The sequence below is a fragment of the Emergencia timonensis genome, assembly GCF_900086585.1.
GTDB lineage: Bacteria > Bacillota > Clostridia > Peptostreptococcales > Anaerovoracaceae > Senimuribacter > Senimuribacter timonensis.
This window is the reverse complement of record NZ_FLKM01000009.1, coordinates 1731868-1751659: the sequence shown is the minus strand read 5'-3', so window position 1 is coordinate 1751659 and position 19792 is coordinate 1731868. Positions and strand designations below refer to the sequence as shown.

General features: G+C 46.1%; 16 protein-coding genes. 13 read left to right on the top strand and 3 right to left on the bottom strand.

Features of this window, described 5'->3' with window-relative positions:
• Positions 1–6: 6 nt before the first annotated feature.
• The 8 genes from purF (at position 7) to BN6539_RS19140 (ending at position 10753) form a co-directional block, all read left to right on the top strand.
• Positions 7–1443 (top strand): amidophosphoribosyltransferase, encoded by a 1437-nt coding sequence (gene purF / locus BN6539_RS19175; RefSeq protein WP_067543566.1) that lies wholly within the window; start codon positions 7–9, stop codon positions 1441–1443.
• 2 nt (positions 1444–1445) lie between these two features.
• Positions 1446–2489 carry a phosphoribosylformylglycinamidine cyclo-ligase gene (gene purM, locus BN6539_RS19170; RefSeq protein ID WP_067541982.1) on the top strand — a complete coding sequence of 348 codons (1044 nt, stop codon included), beginning with the start codon at positions 1446–1448 and terminating at the stop codon, positions 2487–2489.
• A complete protein-coding gene (purN, locus tag BN6539_RS19165; protein WP_067541979.1) occupies positions 2483–3067 on the top strand; it encodes a phosphoribosylglycinamide formyltransferase in 585 nt (194 codons plus the stop codon). The genes purM and purN overlap by 7 nt, the downstream gene beginning before the upstream one ends.
• A gap of 3 nt (positions 3068–3070) precedes the next feature.
• Positions 3071–3787 carry an IMP cyclohydrolase gene (locus tag BN6539_RS19160; protein ID WP_067541975.1) on the top strand — a complete coding sequence of 239 codons (717 nt, stop codon included), beginning with the start codon at positions 3071–3073 and terminating at the stop codon, positions 3785–3787.
• 17 nt (positions 3788–3804) lie between these two features.
• Positions 3805–4989 (top strand): phosphoribosylaminoimidazolecarboxamide formyltransferase, encoded by a 1185-nt coding sequence (locus BN6539_RS19155; RefSeq protein ID WP_067541972.1) that lies wholly within the window; start codon positions 3805–3807, stop codon positions 4987–4989.
• A gap of 293 nt (positions 4990–5282) precedes the next feature.
• Positions 5283–6551 carry a phosphoribosylamine--glycine ligase gene (purD, locus tag BN6539_RS19150; protein ID WP_067541969.1) on the top strand — a complete coding sequence of 423 codons (1269 nt, stop codon included), beginning with the start codon at positions 5283–5285 and terminating at the stop codon, positions 6549–6551.
• Between the two features lie 10 nt (positions 6552–6561).
• Complete coding sequence (locus BN6539_RS19145; protein ID WP_067541967.1) at positions 6562–10272, top strand: phosphoribosylformylglycinamidine synthase; 3711 nt, start codon at positions 6562–6564, stop codon at positions 10270–10272.
• A 28-nt stretch (positions 10273–10300) separates the two neighbouring features.
• Positions 10301–10753, top strand: a complete 453-nt coding sequence (locus tag BN6539_RS19140; RefSeq protein ID WP_067541963.1) for an acyl-CoA thioesterase — start codon at positions 10301–10303, stop codon at positions 10751–10753.
• 126 nt (positions 10754–10879) lie between these two features.
• On the opposite strand, the gene BN6539_RS19135 is transcribed toward BN6539_RS19140, so the two are convergent.
• Positions 10880–11392, bottom strand: coding sequence for a GNAT family N-acetyltransferase (locus BN6539_RS19135; protein WP_067541960.1), 513 nt, complete (start codon positions 11390–11392; stop codon positions 10880–10882).
• A gap of 277 nt (positions 11393–11669) precedes the next feature.
• On the opposite strand from BN6539_RS19135, the gene BN6539_RS19130 reads away from it, so the two are divergent.
• From BN6539_RS19130 to BN6539_RS23030, 5 genes are all read left to right on the top strand, one after another.
• On the top strand, positions 11670–13271 hold the full coding sequence (locus tag BN6539_RS19130) for an amidohydrolase (protein WP_227142388.1): 1602 nt from the start codon (positions 11670–11672) through the stop codon (positions 13269–13271).
• 69 nt (positions 13272–13340) lie between these two features.
• A complete protein-coding gene (locus BN6539_RS19125) occupies positions 13341–14939 on the top strand; it encodes an amidohydrolase (protein ID WP_067541957.1) in 1599 nt (532 codons plus the stop codon).
• A gap of 102 nt (positions 14940–15041) precedes the next feature.
• Positions 15042–15890, top strand: coding sequence for a hypothetical protein (locus tag BN6539_RS19120; protein WP_067541954.1), 849 nt, complete (start codon positions 15042–15044; stop codon positions 15888–15890).
• A gap of 26 nt (positions 15891–15916) precedes the next feature.
• The gene (locus BN6539_RS19115; RefSeq protein WP_074038141.1) at positions 15917–17341 is read left to right on the top strand and encodes a sigma-54 interaction domain-containing protein; all 1425 of its coding nucleotides are present in this window, start codon (positions 15917–15919) and stop codon (positions 17339–17341) included.
• 41 nt (positions 17342–17382) lie between these two features.
• Entirely contained in the window at positions 17383–18456 is a 1074-nt protein-coding gene (locus BN6539_RS23030) for an immunity protein Imm33 domain-containing protein (RefSeq protein WP_067541951.1), read from the top strand.
• Positions 18457–18534: 78 nt separating this feature from the next.
• Here the strand turns inward: BN6539_RS23030 and BN6539_RS19105 are convergent, their stop codons facing one another.
• Both BN6539_RS19105 and BN6539_RS19100 read right to left on the bottom strand, forming a co-directional pair.
• Positions 18535–18858 carry a hypothetical protein gene (locus BN6539_RS19105; protein ID WP_067541949.1) on the bottom strand — a complete coding sequence of 108 codons (324 nt, stop codon included), beginning with the start codon at positions 18856–18858 and terminating at the stop codon, positions 18535–18537.
• 12 nt (positions 18859–18870) lie between these two features.
• Complete coding sequence (locus BN6539_RS19100; protein ID WP_067541946.1) at positions 18871–19278, bottom strand: helix-turn-helix domain-containing protein; 408 nt, start codon at positions 19276–19278, stop codon at positions 18871–18873.
• Positions 19279–19792: the final 514 nt, after the last annotated feature.

The window sequence follows — 19792 nt, the reverse complement described above, 5'->3', positions numbered from 1 at the left end:
GAAAAAATGAGCAGTTTAAGAGAAGAATGCGGTGTCTTTGGCGTTTTTGGCAATGAGACACAGAATGTAGCCAGCACCACATATTATGGTTTGTTTGCCCTGCAGCACAGAGGACAGGAGAGCTGCGGCATTGTAGTCAACGATGACGGCGTCTTTAATTATTACAAGGACGCAGGACTTGTCAATGATGTCTTTACACCGGAAATCCTGGATGAGCTGGGCGAAGGCAACATGGCTATCGGCCACGTCAGATACGGGACGACGGGAAAAAGCGACAGGCTTAATTCCCAGCCCATCGTTGTCAATCATCACAAAGGCAGAATGGCTCTGGCACACAATGGAAATCTGGTCAACTCTCATGAGTTGAGACAGGAACTGGAAGCAGAAGGATCTATCTTCCATACGACCAGTGATACGGAGGTCATTTCGTACATCATCACCAAGGAGAGAATCAAAAGTGATTCCATCGAAGAGGCCATTGATTCAGCTATGGACAAGCTGATCGGCGCCTATTCTCTGGTTATCATGTCGCCTTCTAAGCTGATTGCGGTCAGAGACGAGCTGGGGATGCGGCCGCTCTGTTATGGTCAGAAAGAGGACGGAACCTATATCATCGCCTCGGAAACCTGCGCCCTGGACGCAGTCAGCGCAAAATACGTCAGAGAGATCGAACCAGGCGAAATTGTCATCTTCGAAAAAGACGGTGTCAGATCTATCAAAGACCATTGCAACAAGCAGCCGCAGAAGCTCTGCATCTTTGAATATATCTATTTTGCAAGACCGGATTCTGTCGTAGAAGGAATGAGCGTCCACGAAGCGAGACTGAAGGCAGGCGCCTGCCTTGCCATGGAACATCCTGTTCAGGCAGATGTGGTTATCGGCGTACCTGACTCCGGACTTGACGCAGCGATCGGTTACTCCAGACAGTCGGGCATTCCATATGGCATCGGATTCATCAAAAACAAATACATCGGCAGAACCTTTATTGCACCTGGTCAAAAAGCGCGTGAGGACAAGGTTCGCATCAAACTCAACGTGGTAGCAGACACCGTCAGGGGAAAAAGAGTGGTCCTCGTGGACGACTCCATCGTCAGGGGAACTACCTGCGCCAGAATCGTCAAGCTGCTCAGAGAAGCCGGGGCTAAAGAAGTCCATATGCGGTCATCGGCACCTCCGTTTATCAACCCTTGTTATTATGGAACAGATATTGACTCCAAAGAGAATCTCATCGCCTGCAAACATTCGATTCCTGAAATAGAGAAGATCATCGGCGTAGAAAGCCTGGGTTATCTGGACGTAAACCACTTGAACATGCTCATCGGCAAAGCACCGGGAGAAGGTTACTGCCACGCCTGCTTCAGCGGAGAATATCCCACCGAGCAGCCCAGCAGCGCTATCAAGAACAAATTCGAAAAGAAGATCAGTGAAAAAGAGGAGAATTAGTCATGGAAAAGAGTTTCAGTGAAAGCTATAAAGCGGCAGGCGTAGATATCACGGCAGGATATAAGGCAGTAGAACTGATGAAGGAGCACGTGGCAAAGACCATGATGTTCGGAAACGTTCCCAGCGATATCGGCGGCTTTGGCGGCCTGTTCGAACTAGATATCAAAAATATCAAAGAACCGGTTCTTGTCAGCGGCACGGACGGCGTGGGAACCAAGCTGAAGATGGCTTTCCTTATGGACAAGCACGATACCGTGGGCATCGACTGCGTGGCCATGTGCGTCAACGACATCATCTGTGTCGGCGCCAAGCCTCTGTTCTTCCTCGACTACATCGCGGTGGGCAAGAACTATCCGGAAAAAGTCGCCATGATCGTAAAGGGCGTTGCGGAGGGCTGTATCCAGTCCGAGGCGGCTTTGATCGGCGGCGAGACAGCGGAGATGCCAGGATTTTATCCAGAAGACGAGTACGACCTTGCAGGCTTTGCCGTAGGAGTTGTCGATAAATCAAAAATCCTAAAGAAGGAGACTATCTGTGAGGGTGACGTGATCATCGGTCTGCCATCCTCCGGGGTGCATTCCAACGGCTTCTCCCTGGTCAGAAAAGTGCTGGACGTAGAAAAGGAAGACATCAAAAAACCGCTTGAAGCGCTGGGCGGCAAGTCCATCGGCGAGACGCTGCTGACACCGACGAAGATTTACGTAAAACCGATGGTAAAGCTCTTTGAAGAGGTTACAGTTAAGTCCGTTGCCCACATCACTGGCGGCGGTTTCTATGAGAACATTCCGAGGAGCCTGCCAAAGGGCTATGGCGTGAAGATCAAAAGAGAGAACGTCAGAGTCCTGCCGATCTTTGAACTGATTGCGGAGAGAGGCAATATTCCGGAAAGAGACATGTTCAATACCTTCAACATGGGCGTGGGCATGACCGTCATCGTAGCGAAAGAAGACGCGGACAAAACGCTGGAAGTGCTGAAAGCTGGCGGTGAAGACGCTTACATATTAGGCAGTGTGGTAAAATCTGAGGAAGGCGTGGAACTATGCTAAAGACAAAGATTGCCGTCCTGGTTTCGGGCGGCGGTACCAATCTGCAGGCGCTGATCGATGCAGAGAACAGCGGTCTGATCAAAAACGGCGAGATTGTTCTGGTGGCTTCTAACAATCCCAATGCCTTTGCACTGCAGCGGGCAGAAGATAACGGCATCAAGGCTGTGGTCATGTCCAGCGAGGAGGCGCTGCTTCAGGTTTTCAGGGAAGAGGGCATCGAGCTGGTGGTGTTGGCCGGCTTCTTGAAGATTTTGAGCCCGGCGTTTATCAGCGCTTATGAGAACAGAATCATCAATATCCATCCGTCCCTAATTCCGTCTTTTTGCGGAAAGGGCTGCTATGGACTGCACGTCCACGAAAAGGCTTTGGAATACGGTGTCAAAGTGACTGGCGCGACAGTGCATTATGTCAACGAAATTCCTGACGGCGGCCAGATTATCGCGCAGAAGGCAGTGGAGATTCTGGAGGGAGATACGCCGGAGACTCTGCAGCGCCGCGTCATGGAACAGGCTGAATGGGTGCTGCTGCCGAAGGCGGTAGAAGAAATCAGTGAAAAACTAGCGAGAGGTGAAAGATAACCAATGAACGTTTATGAAATAAAGACAATGGAAACTGCCGTAAAGGGAAATTCCTATGTGGGAAGAGGCATCGTCCTGGGCAGATCGAAAGACGGAAAGAAGGCTGTCAGCGCTTACTTCATCATGGGAAGAAGTGAGAACAGCAGAAACCGAATCTTCTTGGAAGAGGGAGAGAACGTGATGATCAAACCTTTTGACGAATCAAAGGTAGAGGACCCGTCTCTGATCATTTATTATCCGATGAGAAAATATGAGGACAAGTTAATCGTGACCAACGGCGATCAGACAGATACCATCTATGAACACCTGCAGGAAGGAAAATCCTTTGAAGAGGCTCTGGACACCAGGTGCTTTGAACCGGACGGTCCCAACTGGACGCCGAGAATCAGCGGCATGTTTACCTTTGGTCAGGAACTGACTTATAAGATGAGCATCCTCAAGAGCGCTGATGCGGAGGGCTCCGCCTGCAACAGATACTATTACAATTATCCGGCACTGGCCGGGCTGGGCCATTTTATCCACACCTATGTACAGGATGGTAATCCCCTTCCGACTTTCTGCGGCGAGCCGGAAAGAGTGGAAATTCCTGACGATATCGATGCCTTTACAGCAGAAATCTGGAATCATCTGGATGCAGATAACAAGATTTCTCTGTATGTACGCTATGCGGATTTAGAAACCGGTAAGGCTACTAACAGAATGATCAACAAGAACTCGTAATTGGAGGTGCAAGAATCATGAAAGAATTTGAATTAAAATATGGATGTAATCCCAATCAAAAGCCGGCGAAGATCTATATGGCCGACGGCAGCGAGCTGCCTGTAGAGATTTTGAACGGCAGACCGGGATATATCAACTTCCTGGACGCTTTTAACAGTTGGCAGCTGGTGAAGGAACTGAAAGAGTGTCTGGGCATGCCGGCAGCTACCTCCTTCAAGCACGTGAGTCCTACTTCTGCTGCCGTAGGCGTACCGATGAGTGATACTTTGAAAAAAGCTTGCTTTGTCGATGACATCGAAGGGCTGGACGATTCTCCGATCGCCACGGCCTATGCCAGAGCGAGGGGAACGGACAGAATGTCCTCCTTTGGCGACTGGGTAGCCCTCAGCGATACCTGCGATGCGGTTACGGCGACGATTCTGAAGCGTGAGGTTTCTGACGGCATCATCGCGCCGGACTACACTGAGGAAGCTTTGGAGATTCTGAAGACAAAGAAGAAGGGAAATTACAACATCGTCAAAATTGATCCAGACTTTGTTCCGATGGAGCAGGAGACGAAACAGGTCTTCGGCATCACCTTTGAACAGGGCAGAAACGATTATAAGATTACGCCGGATCAGTTGACCAACATCGTTACGGCAAACAAAGATCTGCCAGAGGAGGCGAAGCGCGACCTGATCATCGCACTGATCACCCTCAAATACACCCAGTCCAATTCGGTCGCCTATGCAAAGGACGGACAGGCCATCGGCGTAGGCGCAGGACAGCAGTCCAGAATCCACTGCACCAGACTGGCAGGAAACAAAGCGGACTTCTGGCATCTGAGACAGGCGGATATCGTAATCAACCTGCCTTTCAGAGACGATGTGACCAGACCGAACCGCGATAATGCCATCGACGTCTACCTGGGGGACGAGTACGAGGATATCCTGCAGGACGGCGTATGGCAGACCCTGTTCACAGAAAAACCGGAGCCGTTTACAAAGGAAGAGCAGAGAGAATATCTGGATTCCATCAGCGGCGTCTCCCTCGGCAGCGACGCCTTCTTCCCGTTCGGAGACAACATCGAAAGAGCCAAGAAGAGCGGCGTATCCTATATCGCAGAGCCGGGCGGCAGCGTGAGAGACGATAATGTCATCGAAGTCTGTGACAAGTACGGCATGGTGACAGTATTCACCGGCATGAGGCTGTTCCACCACTAATAGAAGGACAGAACTTTCGTTGATATGTATATAATCAGCAAATCTGAAATAGTCCGAATTAGGACTTGTTTGGTTTTGCATAGAAGGATATATACAGCTTTTCGACTAGCGTCTGATCGTTCAACTGCGCTTGCGGGACGCGGCCGTGAAGTGCCACGCACTAAAGCGCTGCACTTTTGACCGGGGAACTGCCAGCGATTTTGCTTCATAAAATCGGGTTAGGTTTCCCAAAGCATAAGGAGTTCCCAGCAATTCATTTCATGAATTGGGACAACTCCATTAGGAGGTACATAATGAAAGTAATGGTTGTTGGCGGCGGAGGCAGAGAGCACGCCATCATCAAAAAAATAAAGAAGAGTCCAAAGGTCGATGAGATCTACGCACTGCCGGGAAACGGCGGTATCGCTGCGGATGCGACTTGTGTAGACATCGGAGCCAAAGACCTTGAAAATATCGTAAATTTTGCAAAGGAAAACAAGATTGAATTTGCCATCGTGGCGCCGGATGATCCGTTAGTCCTGGGTCTCGTTGACCTGTTGCAGGCAGAGGGCATTCCTTGTTTTGGTCCAAATAAGGACGCTGCCATCATTGAAGGCAGCAAGGCCTTTTCTAAAGATCTGATGAAAAAGTACGGCATCCCGACGGCGGAATACGCTACCTTCACCGACATGGACGAAGCGCTCTGTTATCTTGATACCTGCAAGATTCCAGTCGTTGTCAAAGCTGACGGACTTGCCCTGGGCAAAGGCGTCATCATCGCTGAAACACTGGAAGAAGCGAAAAAAGCAGTCAGAGACATGATGGAAGACAAGGTCTTTGGTGAGAGCGGCAGCGTAGTGGTCATCGAGGAATTCCTCACAGGGCCAGAGGTTTCCGTCCTTTCCTTTACTGACGGCAAAACCTTGATTCCGATGGTATCCTCGATGGACCATAAGCGGGCGCTGGACGGTGACAAGGGCCTCAACACTGGCGGCATGGGGACGGTAGCGCCGAACCCATACTACACTGCAGAAATTGCAGCCCGCTGTGAGGAAGAAATCTTCTTGCCGACAATGGTCGCTATGAACAGGGAATGCAGAACCTTCTCTGGCTGTCTCTATTTTGGCCTCATGCTCACAGAGGACGGCCCAAAAGTCATCGAGTACAACTGCAGATTCGGCGATCCTGAAACCCAGGTCGTTTTGCCGCTTCTTGACAGCGACCTCTTTGACATCATGGTTCACGTAGCGGAGGGCACGCTGGAGGATGCCGATGTCAACTTTGCTGAAGATGCTGCATGCTGCGTTGTCATGGCAAGCTGCGGATATCCAAAATCCTACGAGAAAGGCTACGAGATCAAAATCGCTGACGATGTGGAGGACGTCTATGTTGCCGGAGCAAAACTATCTGAAGACGGAAAGCTTCTGACCAATGGCGGACGTGTGCTCGGCGTGACAGAAAGAGGGAAGGATATCAAAGAAGCCATCGAAAAAGCGTATAAATCCGTTGAAAAGGTCAGCTTTGATAACGCTTACTACAGAAAAGATATCGGCCAGAAAGCACTTGCAGCACTTGAAAGATAAGGGAGAAATCATGGTATACAGAATATATGTGGAAAAGAAAAGAGAGTTTGCTCATGAAGCAGCTTCCTTAAAAAGTGAAATTGTGAAGCTCCTTCAGATTGATGGACTTGAAGAGCTGAGAATTGTCAACCGTTACGATGTAGAAAACTTGGATAAGAGTCTCTTTGATTATGCCGTAGGCACTGTTTTTTCTGAACCCCAGGTTGACATCGCCTCTGAAACCTTGGATTTTTCTATAGCGGATCATGTATTCGCCGTGGAATATCTGCCGGGACAGTTTGACCAGAGAGCCAATTCTGCAGCGGAATGCATCCAGATCATTTCAAAAGGGGAAAGGCCGACTGTGAGAACCGCCAAGGTTTACATGCTCAAAGGCAGTCTGTCTGCTGAGCAGCTTTCCGAGATCAAAAAATACGTTATCAACCCGGTAGAGGCGAGAGAGGCAACCCTAGAGGAATTTGACACCCTCAAGGTGGACTACGAGATTCCGACAGAGGTGGCAGTCTTGGACGGCTTCAACCAGATGAACGAAGAGCAGCTTGCCGCATTCCTCGCAGAATACGGGCTTGCAATGGATCTGGCCGATTTGAAGTTCTGCCAGGACTATTTCAGAAAAGAAGACAGGGATCCGACCATTACGGAAATCAAGGTCATTGACACCTACTGGTCCGATCACTGCAGACATACGACCTTTAACACGACCATCGACAGCGTGAAATTCGAAGATCCGGCGGTCCAGGCGACTTACGAGGATTATATCAAAACTCGCCAGGAGCTGGGCAGGACCAAGCCGGTCAACCTGATGGATATTGGCACCATCGCTGCCAAATATCTGAAGTCAAAAGGAGAACTCTCCAAGCTGGATGAGTCGGAGGAAATCAACGCCTGCACCGTCAAAATCGATGTAAACGTGGACGGAGAAATCCAGCAGTGGCTGCTTTTGTTCAAGAACGAAACCCACAATCACCCGACAGAGATCGAACCTTTCGGCGGCGCTGCTACCTGTGTGGGCGGCGCCATCAGAGATCCGCTTTCAGGCAGAAGCTATGTCTATTCTGCTATGAGAGTGACTGGTGCGGCAGATCCGCTGAAACCGGTATCCGAGACTTTGAAGGGCAAGCTTCCGCAGAGAAAGATCGTGACGACGGCGGCAAACGGCTACAGCTCTTACGGAAACCAGATCGGCCTCGCGACCGGACAGGTCGATGAGATCTATCACGACGGCTATGTTGCGAAGAGAATGGAAATCGGCGCGGTCATCGCGGCGGCTCCGGCGGAGAATGTGCGCAGAGAGCGTCCGATCGACAGCGATATCGTCATTTTGCTGGGCGGCAGGACGGGTCGTGATGGCTGCGGCGGTGCGACCGGTTCGTCAAAATCCCATACCCTGGAATCCCTTGAAAGCTGCGGTGCCGAGGTGCAGAAGGGAAATGCGCCAGAGGAAAGAAAGCTGCAGAGACTGTTTAGAAATCCAGAGGCTTCGAAACTGATCAAGCGCTGCAATGACTTCGGTGCAGGCGGCGTTTCCGTCGCCATCGGAGAACTAGCAGACGGTCTGGAAATCAACCTCAACGCCGTTCCTAAGAAATACGACGGCCTGGACGGCACGGAGCTCGCCATCAGTGAGTCTCAGGAGAGAATGGCAGTGGTCGTCGCAAAAGAGGATGTAGAGAGATTCTGCCAGCTGGCAGAGTCAGAGAATCTGGAGGCCACCGTCGTTGCCGAAGTGAAGGAAAACCCTTATTTGAAGATCTTCTGGAACGGCAAGGCCATCGTAAATATTTCCAGGGAGTTCCTTGACACCAACGGTGCGGAGAAACACATCGACATCGAAATCCCGAAGCACGGCGATTTTGCCAAGCAAGCAGCAGAGAACTTTACCGATGAATACCTGGCGCTTGCAGGCAATCTCAACGTCTGCTCAAAGAGGGGACTTTCCGAAAGATTTGACTCCACCATCGGCGCGGGCACGGTATTGATGCCCTTTGGCGGTATCAGACAGAGAACGCCCAACCAGGCCATGGTCAACCTGATTGCCGTGGAAAAGGAGCACACATCGACCTGCTCCCTGATGTCCTGGGGTTACAACCCGTTCATCGCTGAGAAGAGCCCGTACCACAGCGCTTACCTGGCTGTGGTGGAATCTGTATCAAAATTGATCGCGGCAGGCGCATCTTTTGAGGACGTCTATCTGTCCTTCCAGGAATACTTCGAGAAGCCGATGCGGGATCCGAAGAGATGGGGCAAGCCGATGGCTGCCGTATTGGGCGCTTTCAAGGCCCAGAAGGAACTGGGCGTTGCCGCAATCGGCGGCAAGGACTCCATGAGCGGTACTTTTGAGGACATCGACGTTCCGCCGACACTGGTATCCTTTGCGGTGACCACGGACGACGTAGCCAACATCATTTCACCGGAATTTAAAGAAGTTGACAATAATGTATTTATGTTTATCCCTGAATATGATGAAGAAGGACTGCCGAAGGCAGAGTCTCTGAAAGCGATTTACAAAGCGATTCATCAGATGATCAAAGATGGAACCATCATCAGCGCTTATACCCCAGGATACGGCGGTGCTGCGGAAGCAGTGCTGAAGATGTCCATGGGTAACGAGATCGGATTTGCATATAGCGAGGATGTGGATCTTGAGAAAATCTTCGGATACGCTTACGGCGCCTTTGTCGTAGAGGTTTCTTCCGAGGCAATTGACAACATCATCGGCGCAGATATCATCGACTTAGGTAAGACCACAGCCGAGAAAGCCATCGTCCGCGGAGACGAGCGTATCGATCTTGCGGGCATCGAGAAAATTTACGAGGATAAGTTGGAGCCGATCTACAGCTGCAACATCGAGACAGCTGATAACAAATTGGAAACTTTCAGCTATGAAACTTCTGAGAGACTCCATGCCAAGGTACGTATAGAGAAACCGAAGGTTTTGATTCCGGTATTCCCGGGAAACAACTGCGAATACGATTCCGCCAAAGCTTTCAGAGACGCCGGGGCGGAGCCGGAAATCTTCGTCATCAACAACCTGTCGGCAGAAGCCGTGGCAAAATCTGTAGAAGACTTTGCTGCAAAGGTGAGAGAATCCCAGATCATCTTCATACCGGGAGGATTCTCCGGCGGTGACGAACCAGATGGTTCAGGCAAGTTTATCACGGCCTTCTTCAGAAACCAGGAGGTCAAAGAGGCGGTTACGGACCTGCTCGATAACAGGGAAGGATTGATGGTCGGCATCTGTAATGGATTCCAGGCTTTGATCAAGCTGGGCCTGGTGCCTTATGGAAAGATCATGGACATCGACGAAACCTTCCCGACACTGACGTTTAACGAAATCGGACGCCACCAGTCCAAGCTGGTCAGAACGAGAATCGCATCCAACAAGTCACCGTGGCTTGCCAATGCGAAACCAGACGAGATCTATACAGTGCCGATTTCTCATGGAGAGGGCAGATTTATCGCATCGGAGGAATTGATCCAGGAGCTGGCAGAGAATGGTCAGATTACGACTCAGTACGTGGATTTTGACGGAAAGGTAACCAGCGATATCCAGTTCAATCCAAACGGCTCCTATTACGCCATCGAGGGCATCACCTCGCCAGACGGCAGAGTCTTTGGAAAGATGGGACACGCAGAGAGAACAGGCGCTGGCCTTTACAAGAACGTGCCGGGAGACTTTGACATCGGCATGTTCAAGGCTGCAGTAGAATACTTTAAATAGAAATTGAACGAGAAGGGAAGTGATTCCTATGGATACGAGATATCAGGTGGTGATGAGCCAGGTCATGCTGCCGCACCAGGCCAATGTAGCAGGAAACGTTCATGGCGGCGAAATCATGAAATTCATGGATACGGCTGCAGGAGCCGCCGCGATGAAATACGCCAGATGCAACTGCGTGACCGCCAGGGTGGATGAGCTGATTTTCCATCTGCCGATCTTTGTCGGTGCACTGGTGACCTGCACGGCGACCATCGCCTATGTAGGGAATACTTCTATGGACGTCTATGTGCGCGTGGATTCAGAGGATATGGAATCTGGCAATGGCCCTGAAAAAGCCCTCTGCGCCCACTTTACCATGGTCGCCATGAGCAAAACTGGCAAACCACAGAAGGTTCCTCCATATACGCCAGAGACAGAGGACGAAAAAGAGCTGTATGAGTCAGCCCTTGAGAAAGTACAGGCGAGAAAGAGACTGAAGTAACAGTTAAAACATTACAGACGGCAGGCGTCATGTGACAATCAAAGACGGATTATCGGCATAAAGCTGATGTCCGTCTTTTATTGTTCAGAAGGGATGACGGGTTTTTATGGGAAACCCAGAAATCATTTATTTTGTTCGGCTATAGAGCAAGTGTGGTATCTCTTTATTTTTATAGTGTCTAACATATCGTTTCTTTACAGTCATTCCTAATTTTACGGCCACGTTTCTTGAAGCTTCATTATCAGGTCGGATTTGTGCTGTAATTTCATTTAGATGTAAAACATGAAAAGCATAGTCAAGACAAGCGGAAGCAGCTTCAATCGCAAAGCCTTTTCCCCAATAGGATTTGTTGTAAATGTAACCGACTCCGATACAGACTTCATTATCGGCCTGTTCTGTAATTAATCCAGTAACTCCAATCAATTCATCAGATGCCTTTTCTATTACAGCCCAATAGCTGTAACCGTCTCTGTCATATCTCATAATGTTTTCCTCAATCCATTGGATCACTTCCTCATCAGAAAAAGCGTGCTCCCAAGCATACATAACATCTATGTCTTGCAGGATAAAACAAATGGCTTCAAAGTCATCTCTTTGTATTTTTCGTAAGTATGTGCGAGGGGTTTCTAAAATTATCATACAGTATTCCTCCTGTCAATCAAGCTTATTTTAAGCACATTTTACCATATAAACAGGAACTTGTCATTTCTGTTCCTTCTTACGCAGGTTTAAGGATATTAGGTAAAATAATTTTAATTTATCAAAAAAATTTGATTAAATCTTATTATTTTGATAATGTGATAAAATTAAATCCATGAAACTCCCTGGACTTTAAGGTTTTAGAACTTTCAGATAATGGCACGATTCTTGCTATATATATCAGTATCAAATAAAAGCAAAAAAGAGGAGAATACATATGAGTACAATGAAGGCGACAGCTTACACAAACGGTAAAATTTTCACTTCTGATGATGCCAATTTATATGCAGATGCGATGCTTGTAGAAGGTGAAAGAATCAAATGGGTAGGCAAAGAAGCAGAAATGCCGGCTGGGGACTATGAAACAGTGGACCTAAACGGAAAGCGGGTCATTCCTGGTTTTGTAGACGCACACATGCATCCTATCATGCTTGCTGATTTTAGCAAAAAGATTTCTGCCCTTCCGCCAGTTGTCAACTCTCTGACTGATTTAGAGCAAAAAATTGCAGAGGTCAGAGATAAGCAGGAAGCTGGAGAATGGATTCAAGGATGGGGTTATGATGAAGGCAAGCTGGCTGAAAAACGTTCGCCCAATAGATACGATCTGGACAAGGGCTGCAGCGATTCTCCCGTTATCATATTCAGAACGTGCGGACATGTAAACTGTGTCAACAGCAAAGCACTGGAACTGGCAGGAATTACAAAAGATACACCGGATCCGCAGGGCGGCGAGATTGACAGAGACGAGAACGGGGAACCGACCGGTGTTCTACGCGAAAATGCTAGATCCTTCATCACACCTTTACTGCCGGTGACTAGCGACGAAGAAAAAATTGAAGAAATCGTTGACTTAGGTGAACTTCTCGCATCTCAGGGTATCACTGGCGTTGCGGATATCGGATGTCTCAGCGACGGCGATGTCTACGGATATTATATCAATGCAAAGGAGAAAGGGTTTAAACAGAGAGTGGGTATCTACTACATGTGGGATTACTACTGGCAGAACAAAGACTTTGTTATTCCGCAAGAACAGATGGATGGCGATCAGCAGATTCATGTAGCCGGACTGAAGACTGTGGGAGACGGCAGTTTCTCTGGCAGAACAGCCTGGGTCAGCGAACCATATTACGGAAGTACAGACGAATACGGCATTTCTGTGTGTTCTGACGAATTGATGGAAAGCGCCATCAAATTCTGTAAGGAAAATCGCTGCCAGTATTCCATGCACGCCATGGGCGGCGCGGCAATCGACCGTATTGTCAACAGAGTTGCAAAAGAAGAAAAGTGGAATGACGATGAGACACCACATCTTCGTATTGAGCATACGACAGAGCCTTCAGATGAAGCAATCGCAAAGACGGTAGAACACGGCTTTGCTTTCGCGACACAGCCGATTTTTTTCTACGCTGAGATAGAAAGCTATCTGGCAAATCTGGGACCAGAAAGAACCAAGAAGACATACCCGATCAAAAAGCTCTTGGATCGCGGCGTCAACGTGTGCTTCTCTACTGACGCACCGGCGACTTCCTGGGCAATTCCATCAGATCCATTCCCATGTCTGAAGGCTGCAGTAACCAGATATGCATATGACGGCACGGACTGCGGGCAGGACCAGGCAGTGGATATTGAAACGGCAATCAAGCTCTATACTAAAAATGCAGCCGTTATCACAGGCTTGAAAAACGCCGGACAGTTGAGGGCTGGATATCATGCAGATTTTGCCGTGCTCAGCGAAGATATTTTGACAGTTGCGCCAGAAGATATTGACAAGGTGAAAGTGGAACAGACATATATTGACGGACAAAGAGTATTTGGATAAAAAGATTGATAATTTGACAATGACATAAATTTTGCTTAATATAGTAGTATCGTTGAAAGGAGAAGAAACATGAGTACGAAGAGAAATGCATATGTAAATGGTAAAATTTTTACTTCAGATGACAGCAATCTGTACGCTGAAGCGATGATAGTGGAAGACGGGGTCATCACCTGGGTAGGGAAAGAAGTCGACATGCCAGCAGGGGATTACGAAAAAGTTGATCTAGCTGGAAAGCGAGTTTTGCCTGGTTTTGTTGACGCTCACGAGCATCCTGCTATGCTGGCCGAAATGAGCAAACAGATATCCTGTCTGCCTCCGGTGGTACATTCCATTGAAGAACTGATTGAGAAAATTAAAGAAGTCAGAGCACAGCAAGGACCAGGAGAATGGATTAAAGGCTGGGGTTATGACGAAGGTAAATTCGCTGAAAGACGCTCGCCAAACAGATATGATCTGGACAAAGGCTGCAGTGATTCACCAGTTTATTTGCTGCGTACCTGCGCACATATCATCTGCCTCAACAGTAAAGCGCTGGAAATGGCAGGGGTTACAAAGGATACACCTGATCCAGAAGGCGGAGCCATCGATAGAGACGAGAATGGGGAACCGACCGGCGTGCTGCGTGAAAATGCAAGAGACTTGGTAAATCATCTGCTTCCGCCACTTACACAAGATCAAAAAGCGGATTTGGTAGCAGATTTAGGTCAGCTATTATTATCACAGGGCATTACCGCAATCTGTGATATGGGAAATATGGATCCTTCAGATAATTATGCCCTTTATTATGCAGCTGCAGAAAAAGGTTTTAAACAGAAGGTTGGCATCTATTATATGTGGAATTATTTCCACAATGATCCTGATTTCAGAATCCCAGAAAAGCAGTTTGATAAGAATCAGCAGATTTTTTCTGCAGGCATCAAAACGATTGGTGATGGCAGCGTATCTGGCAGAACGGCGTGGATGAACGAACCTTATCTTGATTCTGATGAATATGGAATCTCTACGATTACCGATGAAGAAATGGAAAGCGCCATCGCTTTCTGTAAAAGATATCATTGTCAGCTTTCTATGCACGCCATGGGAGGCAAGACAATTGACAGAATGGTCAATCGAGTGTATAAGGAAGAAAAATGGACATTGGACGATACACCGCATCTGCGTCTGGAGCATATTACGGAACCATCAGACCAGGCCATTGAAAAAACAATCGAAAAGGGATTTGCTTTTGCAACTCAGCCGATTTTCCTCTATGCAGAAATTGAAAGCTATCTGAAGAATTTGGGACCAGAGAGAACGAAGACTACATATCCAGTAAAGACAATGCTGGAAAAGGGTGTCAACTTATGTTTCTCCACTGATGCGCCTGCAACTTCCTGGGCAGTTCCATCAGATCCATTCCCTTGCATTAAAGGAGCAGTGACGAGGAAAGCCTACGATGGCACAGACTGCGGTCAGGACCAGGCAGTAGATATTGAAACGGCAGTAAAACTGTATACAAAAGCATCTGCAGGTGTGGCCGGCTTTAAAAATATCGGACAGCTGAGGGCAGGCTATCAGGCCGACTTCATCGTGCTATGTGATGATCTTTTGAGCGTCCCTTCGGAAGAGATTGACAAAGTGTGTGTTGCCGCTACTTACGTGGGCGGAGAAAAAGTATACGAAAAATAAAACAGGTAAAAGAGTGCAGGAGAGGTTTTCTCCATGCACTCTTTTGTTTTTCTGCAATCTATGATAAAATAAAGAAAAAGTCAGAGTAGAGGAGGTGGAACGATGACTTCGAAACATGATTTTTACAAAGAAATCAGAGATCAGGACCAGCCTTATCATAAGCAGATGTTGAAATTGCTTAAATTCGTAGATGAAGAAGAAATAAATATCATGAGTGGCGCATGGATGGAGCATATGGAAGATCCGGATGCCGAAATGAAAATTAAGGATTTTTTGCTCAATCCCAGTGAGGATACTGCTTTTACGGTTCCTTTACTGCGCCAGTGGCTTTTCGAATTAATTGTAGGAACCGTTGTGCTGCAAGACAATTTAGACGAGGAGATTCCAGTTACTGCAGTACTATATCCACCGACACATTCTCTGATGATCTGTGAGACAGATATAGGCATTATTGCAAGTGCTTTGGACGAAGTCGAATATGCGTTGATTGGAGATATAGATAACCGCGAATTTCGTCTGCATTTAAGACAGGCCTATGAAAGCATCAAAACATCTGTAGAAAGTTTTGGCATTCTAACCATGCCGGAATTTGACCGTGTGAATGACAGAGTCGTTCATTTTTCAAACTCAGGCCGTCTAGTAGGACTGATTCGGGAAATTGATTTGCGTCATGCATGCGGCAATATCGTAACTCTGATGAATAGAAAAACGAGAGAATTGGCATTGGACAGTCCGCTGACTATTTTTGTAGGCGGAAACGTCTTAAACGGTGATTTTACGGTACCAAATTTAATCAGCGTTTACTATGGAATCGATTCCAATACTCTGGATGAGGGAATGATACAAGAAATATATCGACCGTTTACAGAGAGCGATGACAAACTGTTGTCGGTAACTAGAATGTTTGGAACGGAGAAACTGCTTCGACGTTTATTTGAACAGCAGCAATAAAACGATGTGAGGAAAGGGTCTAATACATGGATTATCTGAAAGAAGTGAATCGAATCATCTCATCCAGCGATTCTGTCGCTGGATTGATGGTTGTGAACAAAGAGGGAATTGTTGAGTATTATAAACCTTGCCGTAATTTTGGTATTGACGAGTTAGAATTTGGCAAAAATGTCAGAGGAAAATACTTGCTCGATGTCTATAAAGAAATTACAGCCGACAATAGCACAGTGATGAAAACTTTGAAAACCGGTCAAGTGACCATCGGACAGCAACAGACTTTGACTACGGATCATTTCCAGTTGACGATTTCCTCAACGACATATCCGATTTTGGATCAAGACGGTTCCATACAGGGAGCTATTGATGTAGCAAGACTGCTCGATCGCAAGAAGATTGGCACAGATGAAAACGTAAATCCCCATCTTTCTATTCTTGACGATATTGTGACCCAGAACGAAGAAATGAGCAGGCTGAAGCGCATTGTGCGGGAAGTCGCAAAAAATGATTCACCTACAATTATTTACGGCGAAACTGGTACGGGCAAAGAGTTAGTTGCCGAGGCGCTCCATACCCTTTCGAGTCGTAAGAATAGACCTTTTATTTCACAAAACTGCGCTGCAATTCCTTCTAATCTATTGGAAAGTCTTTTCTTTGGAACGGAAAAGGGCGGTTTTACTGGGGCAGAATCAAAAAAAGGCCTTTTTGAACTAGCCGATGGAGGAACCTTGTTTTTAGATGAAGTCAATTCCATGGATGTCTCCATGCAGGCAAAGCTGTTAAAAGTATTAGAGGAACAGAAAGTGAGGCGTGTGGGAGGCAAGGAGGATATCAAATTCGACGTTCGAATTGTATCAGCTTCCAATGAGAACCCGGAAATGCTGACAAACAAAGGGAAAATCCGTTCCGACTTCTATTATAGAATTGGTGTTGTTAAGTTGATGCTGCCGCCGTTAAGAGAACGGCCAGAAGACATACTGCTACTGACAGACCACTTCATCAAAGTCTTTAATCAGAAAATGAATAAACATATCAAAGGACTAACGCAGATGACTCTCCATCTATTTACAAAATGGAGGTGGCCGGGGAATGTCAGAGAACTGAAAAATACGATAGAGAGCGCCTTTAATATGGAAGATAGTGATTTCATAACATTGGATTCGGTTCAGGATTTACTTCAGAAAATAGAGGAGGATGGTGCAACAGCCAGAAACGTGCAGGAAATTGTTCAAGCGGATTCGGTCGAATCAAAGGATCTTATTTTCTCACCAGAAGCCATCAAAGAAATGCTTTCGACGAATGGAGTAAATTTAAAACAGATGATGGAGAATTATGAATCTTTTATACTAACAGAAGCCTTGAAACAGGATCGGAAACTGGCTAAGGTGGCGGCTAGATTGTCTATTTCTCCCCAGAAGCTGCAGTATCGAATGGAAAAGTTGAACTTAAAATAAATTTAATATAATCATAACATAGACAGGAAAGAGGAGAAAATATGAAAGATATTACGAAAAAAATCGTCACTAGGATTACAGCCTTTAAACAAGATGCGTATGTGGAACCTGATGCCGGTAGTAATTCGCCTTCAATAGAAGAATTTGCGCTTTTACTCAGCGGCATATCATCTTGCAGAAAGACACCAGGTATTGATATCCACATGGGTTACGAGCACCTGTATCTTTGCAATGAAGAAAAAGCGGGAATCGTCAGAGAACATTTATATAAAATTTACAATATTACAGACAGAGACTCATTGATAGACGTCTGTAACCAGCTATATAGCACGGATCATGATTTATCAGACTTCCGCTCTTTTTGGAATAACAATCCGGCCTTTGACATCAGCGAATTAAATGAGGAAGCAAGAGCGTTTTTTGAATCTTGCATGGAATATAGCAAAAACTTTAATAACTTAACAGGGGAGGGCGGATTCTACGCTTGGGACTGTAATGAAATCATCGGCCTTTTAAGGGTGGGGTATGCAGCAAAATTGATTACAAAAGATGAATTTTGGAGTATTGTCCTACCTATGGCCAAAAACGCTGCTCATCTTTACAAATCCTGGAAAGACTATGCAACAGGTTGTCTCTGCGGCTGCGCATATTTTATGTTCAGAGAGCAGGGGGCCAATGAAGAAATAATGAGATTTTTTGATATCAATTGGGACTTGATTTCCCATCTCCTCGACGCAGATGGGGCTTGGCAGAGAAATTCATGGTATCAGATTCCAGAAAAGGAGTTTTTTATTAAATCTGAAGATATGAAGATTATTTTAGATGCTTGGAGCGGGGCAGAAGGCTGCCTTGCTACAGATAGAATTCTCGTTGATGGAGAAAAAGTCGGTTATATGTATAGGGAAGAGCCTGACAACAATCGAGATTGGGATAGCGGATGGCGGTTTACTGCGGGTGATGAGAGTCAGGAATACATGGATGATCCTGACCATTCATGTATCTACGCCTTAAACACAATTTGCAATTATGATCCGGAGATTACAGAGCTGTTAAACGCTCCATATGGAACGGCTTATATTCGAGTAGGTCAACGTCTGATATTAGATGAAGAATAAAAGATTAACTAAAAATAAGGGGGATTCTACACCTCCCTTATTTTTAGTTTTTCGCTGTATACTAAATTACGTCTGTTACTATAACTCGGTAAAGATAATCATACAGACAAATACAATGGAGACAATGATCAAAAAGACTAGACTGATGCCTATATTTTTTTTGTATTTCTCCATATCTGACTTTTGCGCTTCTGTCATTGCAGATGGGTATTTCCTGCGACCGATGAGGTACAAGAGGATGCCTTCTCCGTTTTGCCCGCCTGATGCAAAGAGTCCCCAGAGCTTAGGATGTTTGAAACCTCGACTTCTTGCATCCAGCTCTGTCATTTTGTATATATGATACACAATAATGACTGCAATGATAAACATAGAGATAAATAATAGAATTTCGTACCATTTCATATTTGCTGCCTCCTAAAATTTCTTGATAAGTTGGTAGAAAAGGGTGGCTGTACTGATCATGATTATGCTAAAACTTCCCGCTAGTATATATTTATTTTCAGGTAAAGTCATGTTAATCACGACAAACAGTGCCATAAGCAGGATATTAACTATGACCGCAAATAGCAGCTTGCGATTGCTTTTTACAACATTAGTTGTCTCGTCAAGATGCTTAATCATTCTATCGTCTCCTTTTAGCAGTTCATCCAGACTGATCTGATAAACTTCGCTCAGGCTGATGACACTGATAATATCTGGATAAGACTTTTCATTTTCCCAATTAGAAATTGTCTGTCTTGTAACTTGCAGCTGCTCAGCAACTTCTTCTTGTGTATATCCTGACTGTACTCGTGCTTTTTTTAATTTCTTTCCAATTTCCATAGTCTGCTCCTTTCCTAATATCTTGTCATAATTAGAAGCTTTTGTCTATCAAATATCTTTTACATTTGAAAAAAACAATATTTTATTATGCTGTAGGATGTCTTTTCAAAGCCGATGGCATAAGCATATATTACGATTATCTTTACAGAAAAAAAAACCTGTACTAAAATTAAGAAAATCAGTAAATTACTCGTAAACACTTACCTATTGGCATTCAGACTCAATAGAAGCAGGCTATGTTCCTTACAGTTGACTCTACAATAGTAAAAAAACCTGGATTTATCCAGGTCTTTTTACTATTACACAGGAGGTTAAGAAGAATTGCAATGTGAACAGAAGAAGTTTTACAGGTTAGTTTTGCAAATTTAACCTGTTAATGCTGGTTCAGAAAACGGAGTGACCAGAGAAAGACAGAGAGCTTGAAATCAAAAAGATGCTGGCAGATAAACCTGCGAAAGAAAAGGATGAATCCTATATATAAAATACCAGTTTACAGCAGTTAATAGTTGAACAA

Excerpts from the sequence above, each read along its gene's own strand:
- purF (WP_067543566.1), top strand. The coding sequence starts at position 7 with ATGAGCAGTTTAAGAGAAGAATGCGGTGTCTTTGGCGTTTTTGGCAAT.
- purM (WP_067541982.1), top strand. The coding sequence starts at position 1,446 with ATGGAAAAGAGTTTCAGTGAAAGCTATAAAGCGGCAGGCGTAGATATC.
- purN (WP_067541979.1), top strand. The coding sequence starts at position 2,483 with ATGCTAAAGACAAAGATTGCCGTCCTGGTTTCGGGCGGCGGTACCAAT.
- BN6539_RS19160 (WP_067541975.1), top strand. The coding sequence starts at position 3,071 with ATGAACGTTTATGAAATAAAGACAATGGAAACTGCCGTAAAGGGAAAT.
- BN6539_RS19155 (WP_067541972.1), top strand. The coding sequence starts at position 3,805 with ATGAAAGAATTTGAATTAAAATATGGATGTAATCCCAATCAAAAGCCG.
- purD (WP_067541969.1), top strand. The coding sequence starts at position 5,283 with ATGAAAGTAATGGTTGTTGGCGGCGGAGGCAGAGAGCACGCCATCATC.
- BN6539_RS19145 (WP_067541967.1), top strand. The coding sequence starts at position 6,562 with ATGGTATACAGAATATATGTGGAAAAGAAAAGAGAGTTTGCTCATGAA.
- BN6539_RS19140 (WP_067541963.1), top strand. The coding sequence starts at position 10,301 with ATGGATACGAGATATCAGGTGGTGATGAGCCAGGTCATGCTGCCGCAC.
- BN6539_RS19135 (WP_067541960.1), bottom strand. The coding sequence starts at position 11,392 with ATGATAATTTTAGAAACCCCTCGCACATACTTACGAAAAATACAAAGA.
- BN6539_RS19130 (WP_227142388.1), top strand. The coding sequence starts at position 11,670 with ATGAGTACAATGAAGGCGACAGCTTACACAAACGGTAAAATTTTCACT.
- BN6539_RS19125 (WP_067541957.1), top strand. The coding sequence starts at position 13,341 with ATGAGTACGAAGAGAAATGCATATGTAAATGGTAAAATTTTTACTTCA.
- BN6539_RS19120 (WP_067541954.1), top strand. The coding sequence starts at position 15,042 with ATGACTTCGAAACATGATTTTTACAAAGAAATCAGAGATCAGGACCAG.
- BN6539_RS19115 (WP_074038141.1), top strand. The coding sequence starts at position 15,917 with ATGGATTATCTGAAAGAAGTGAATCGAATCATCTCATCCAGCGATTCT.
- BN6539_RS23030 (WP_067541951.1), top strand. The coding sequence starts at position 17,383 with ATGAAAGATATTACGAAAAAAATCGTCACTAGGATTACAGCCTTTAAA.
- BN6539_RS19105 (WP_067541949.1), bottom strand. The coding sequence starts at position 18,858 with ATGAAATGGTACGAAATTCTATTATTTATCTCTATGTTTATCATTGCA.
- BN6539_RS19100 (WP_067541946.1), bottom strand. The coding sequence starts at position 19,278 with ATGGAAATTGGAAAGAAATTAAAAAAAGCACGAGTACAGTCAGGATAT.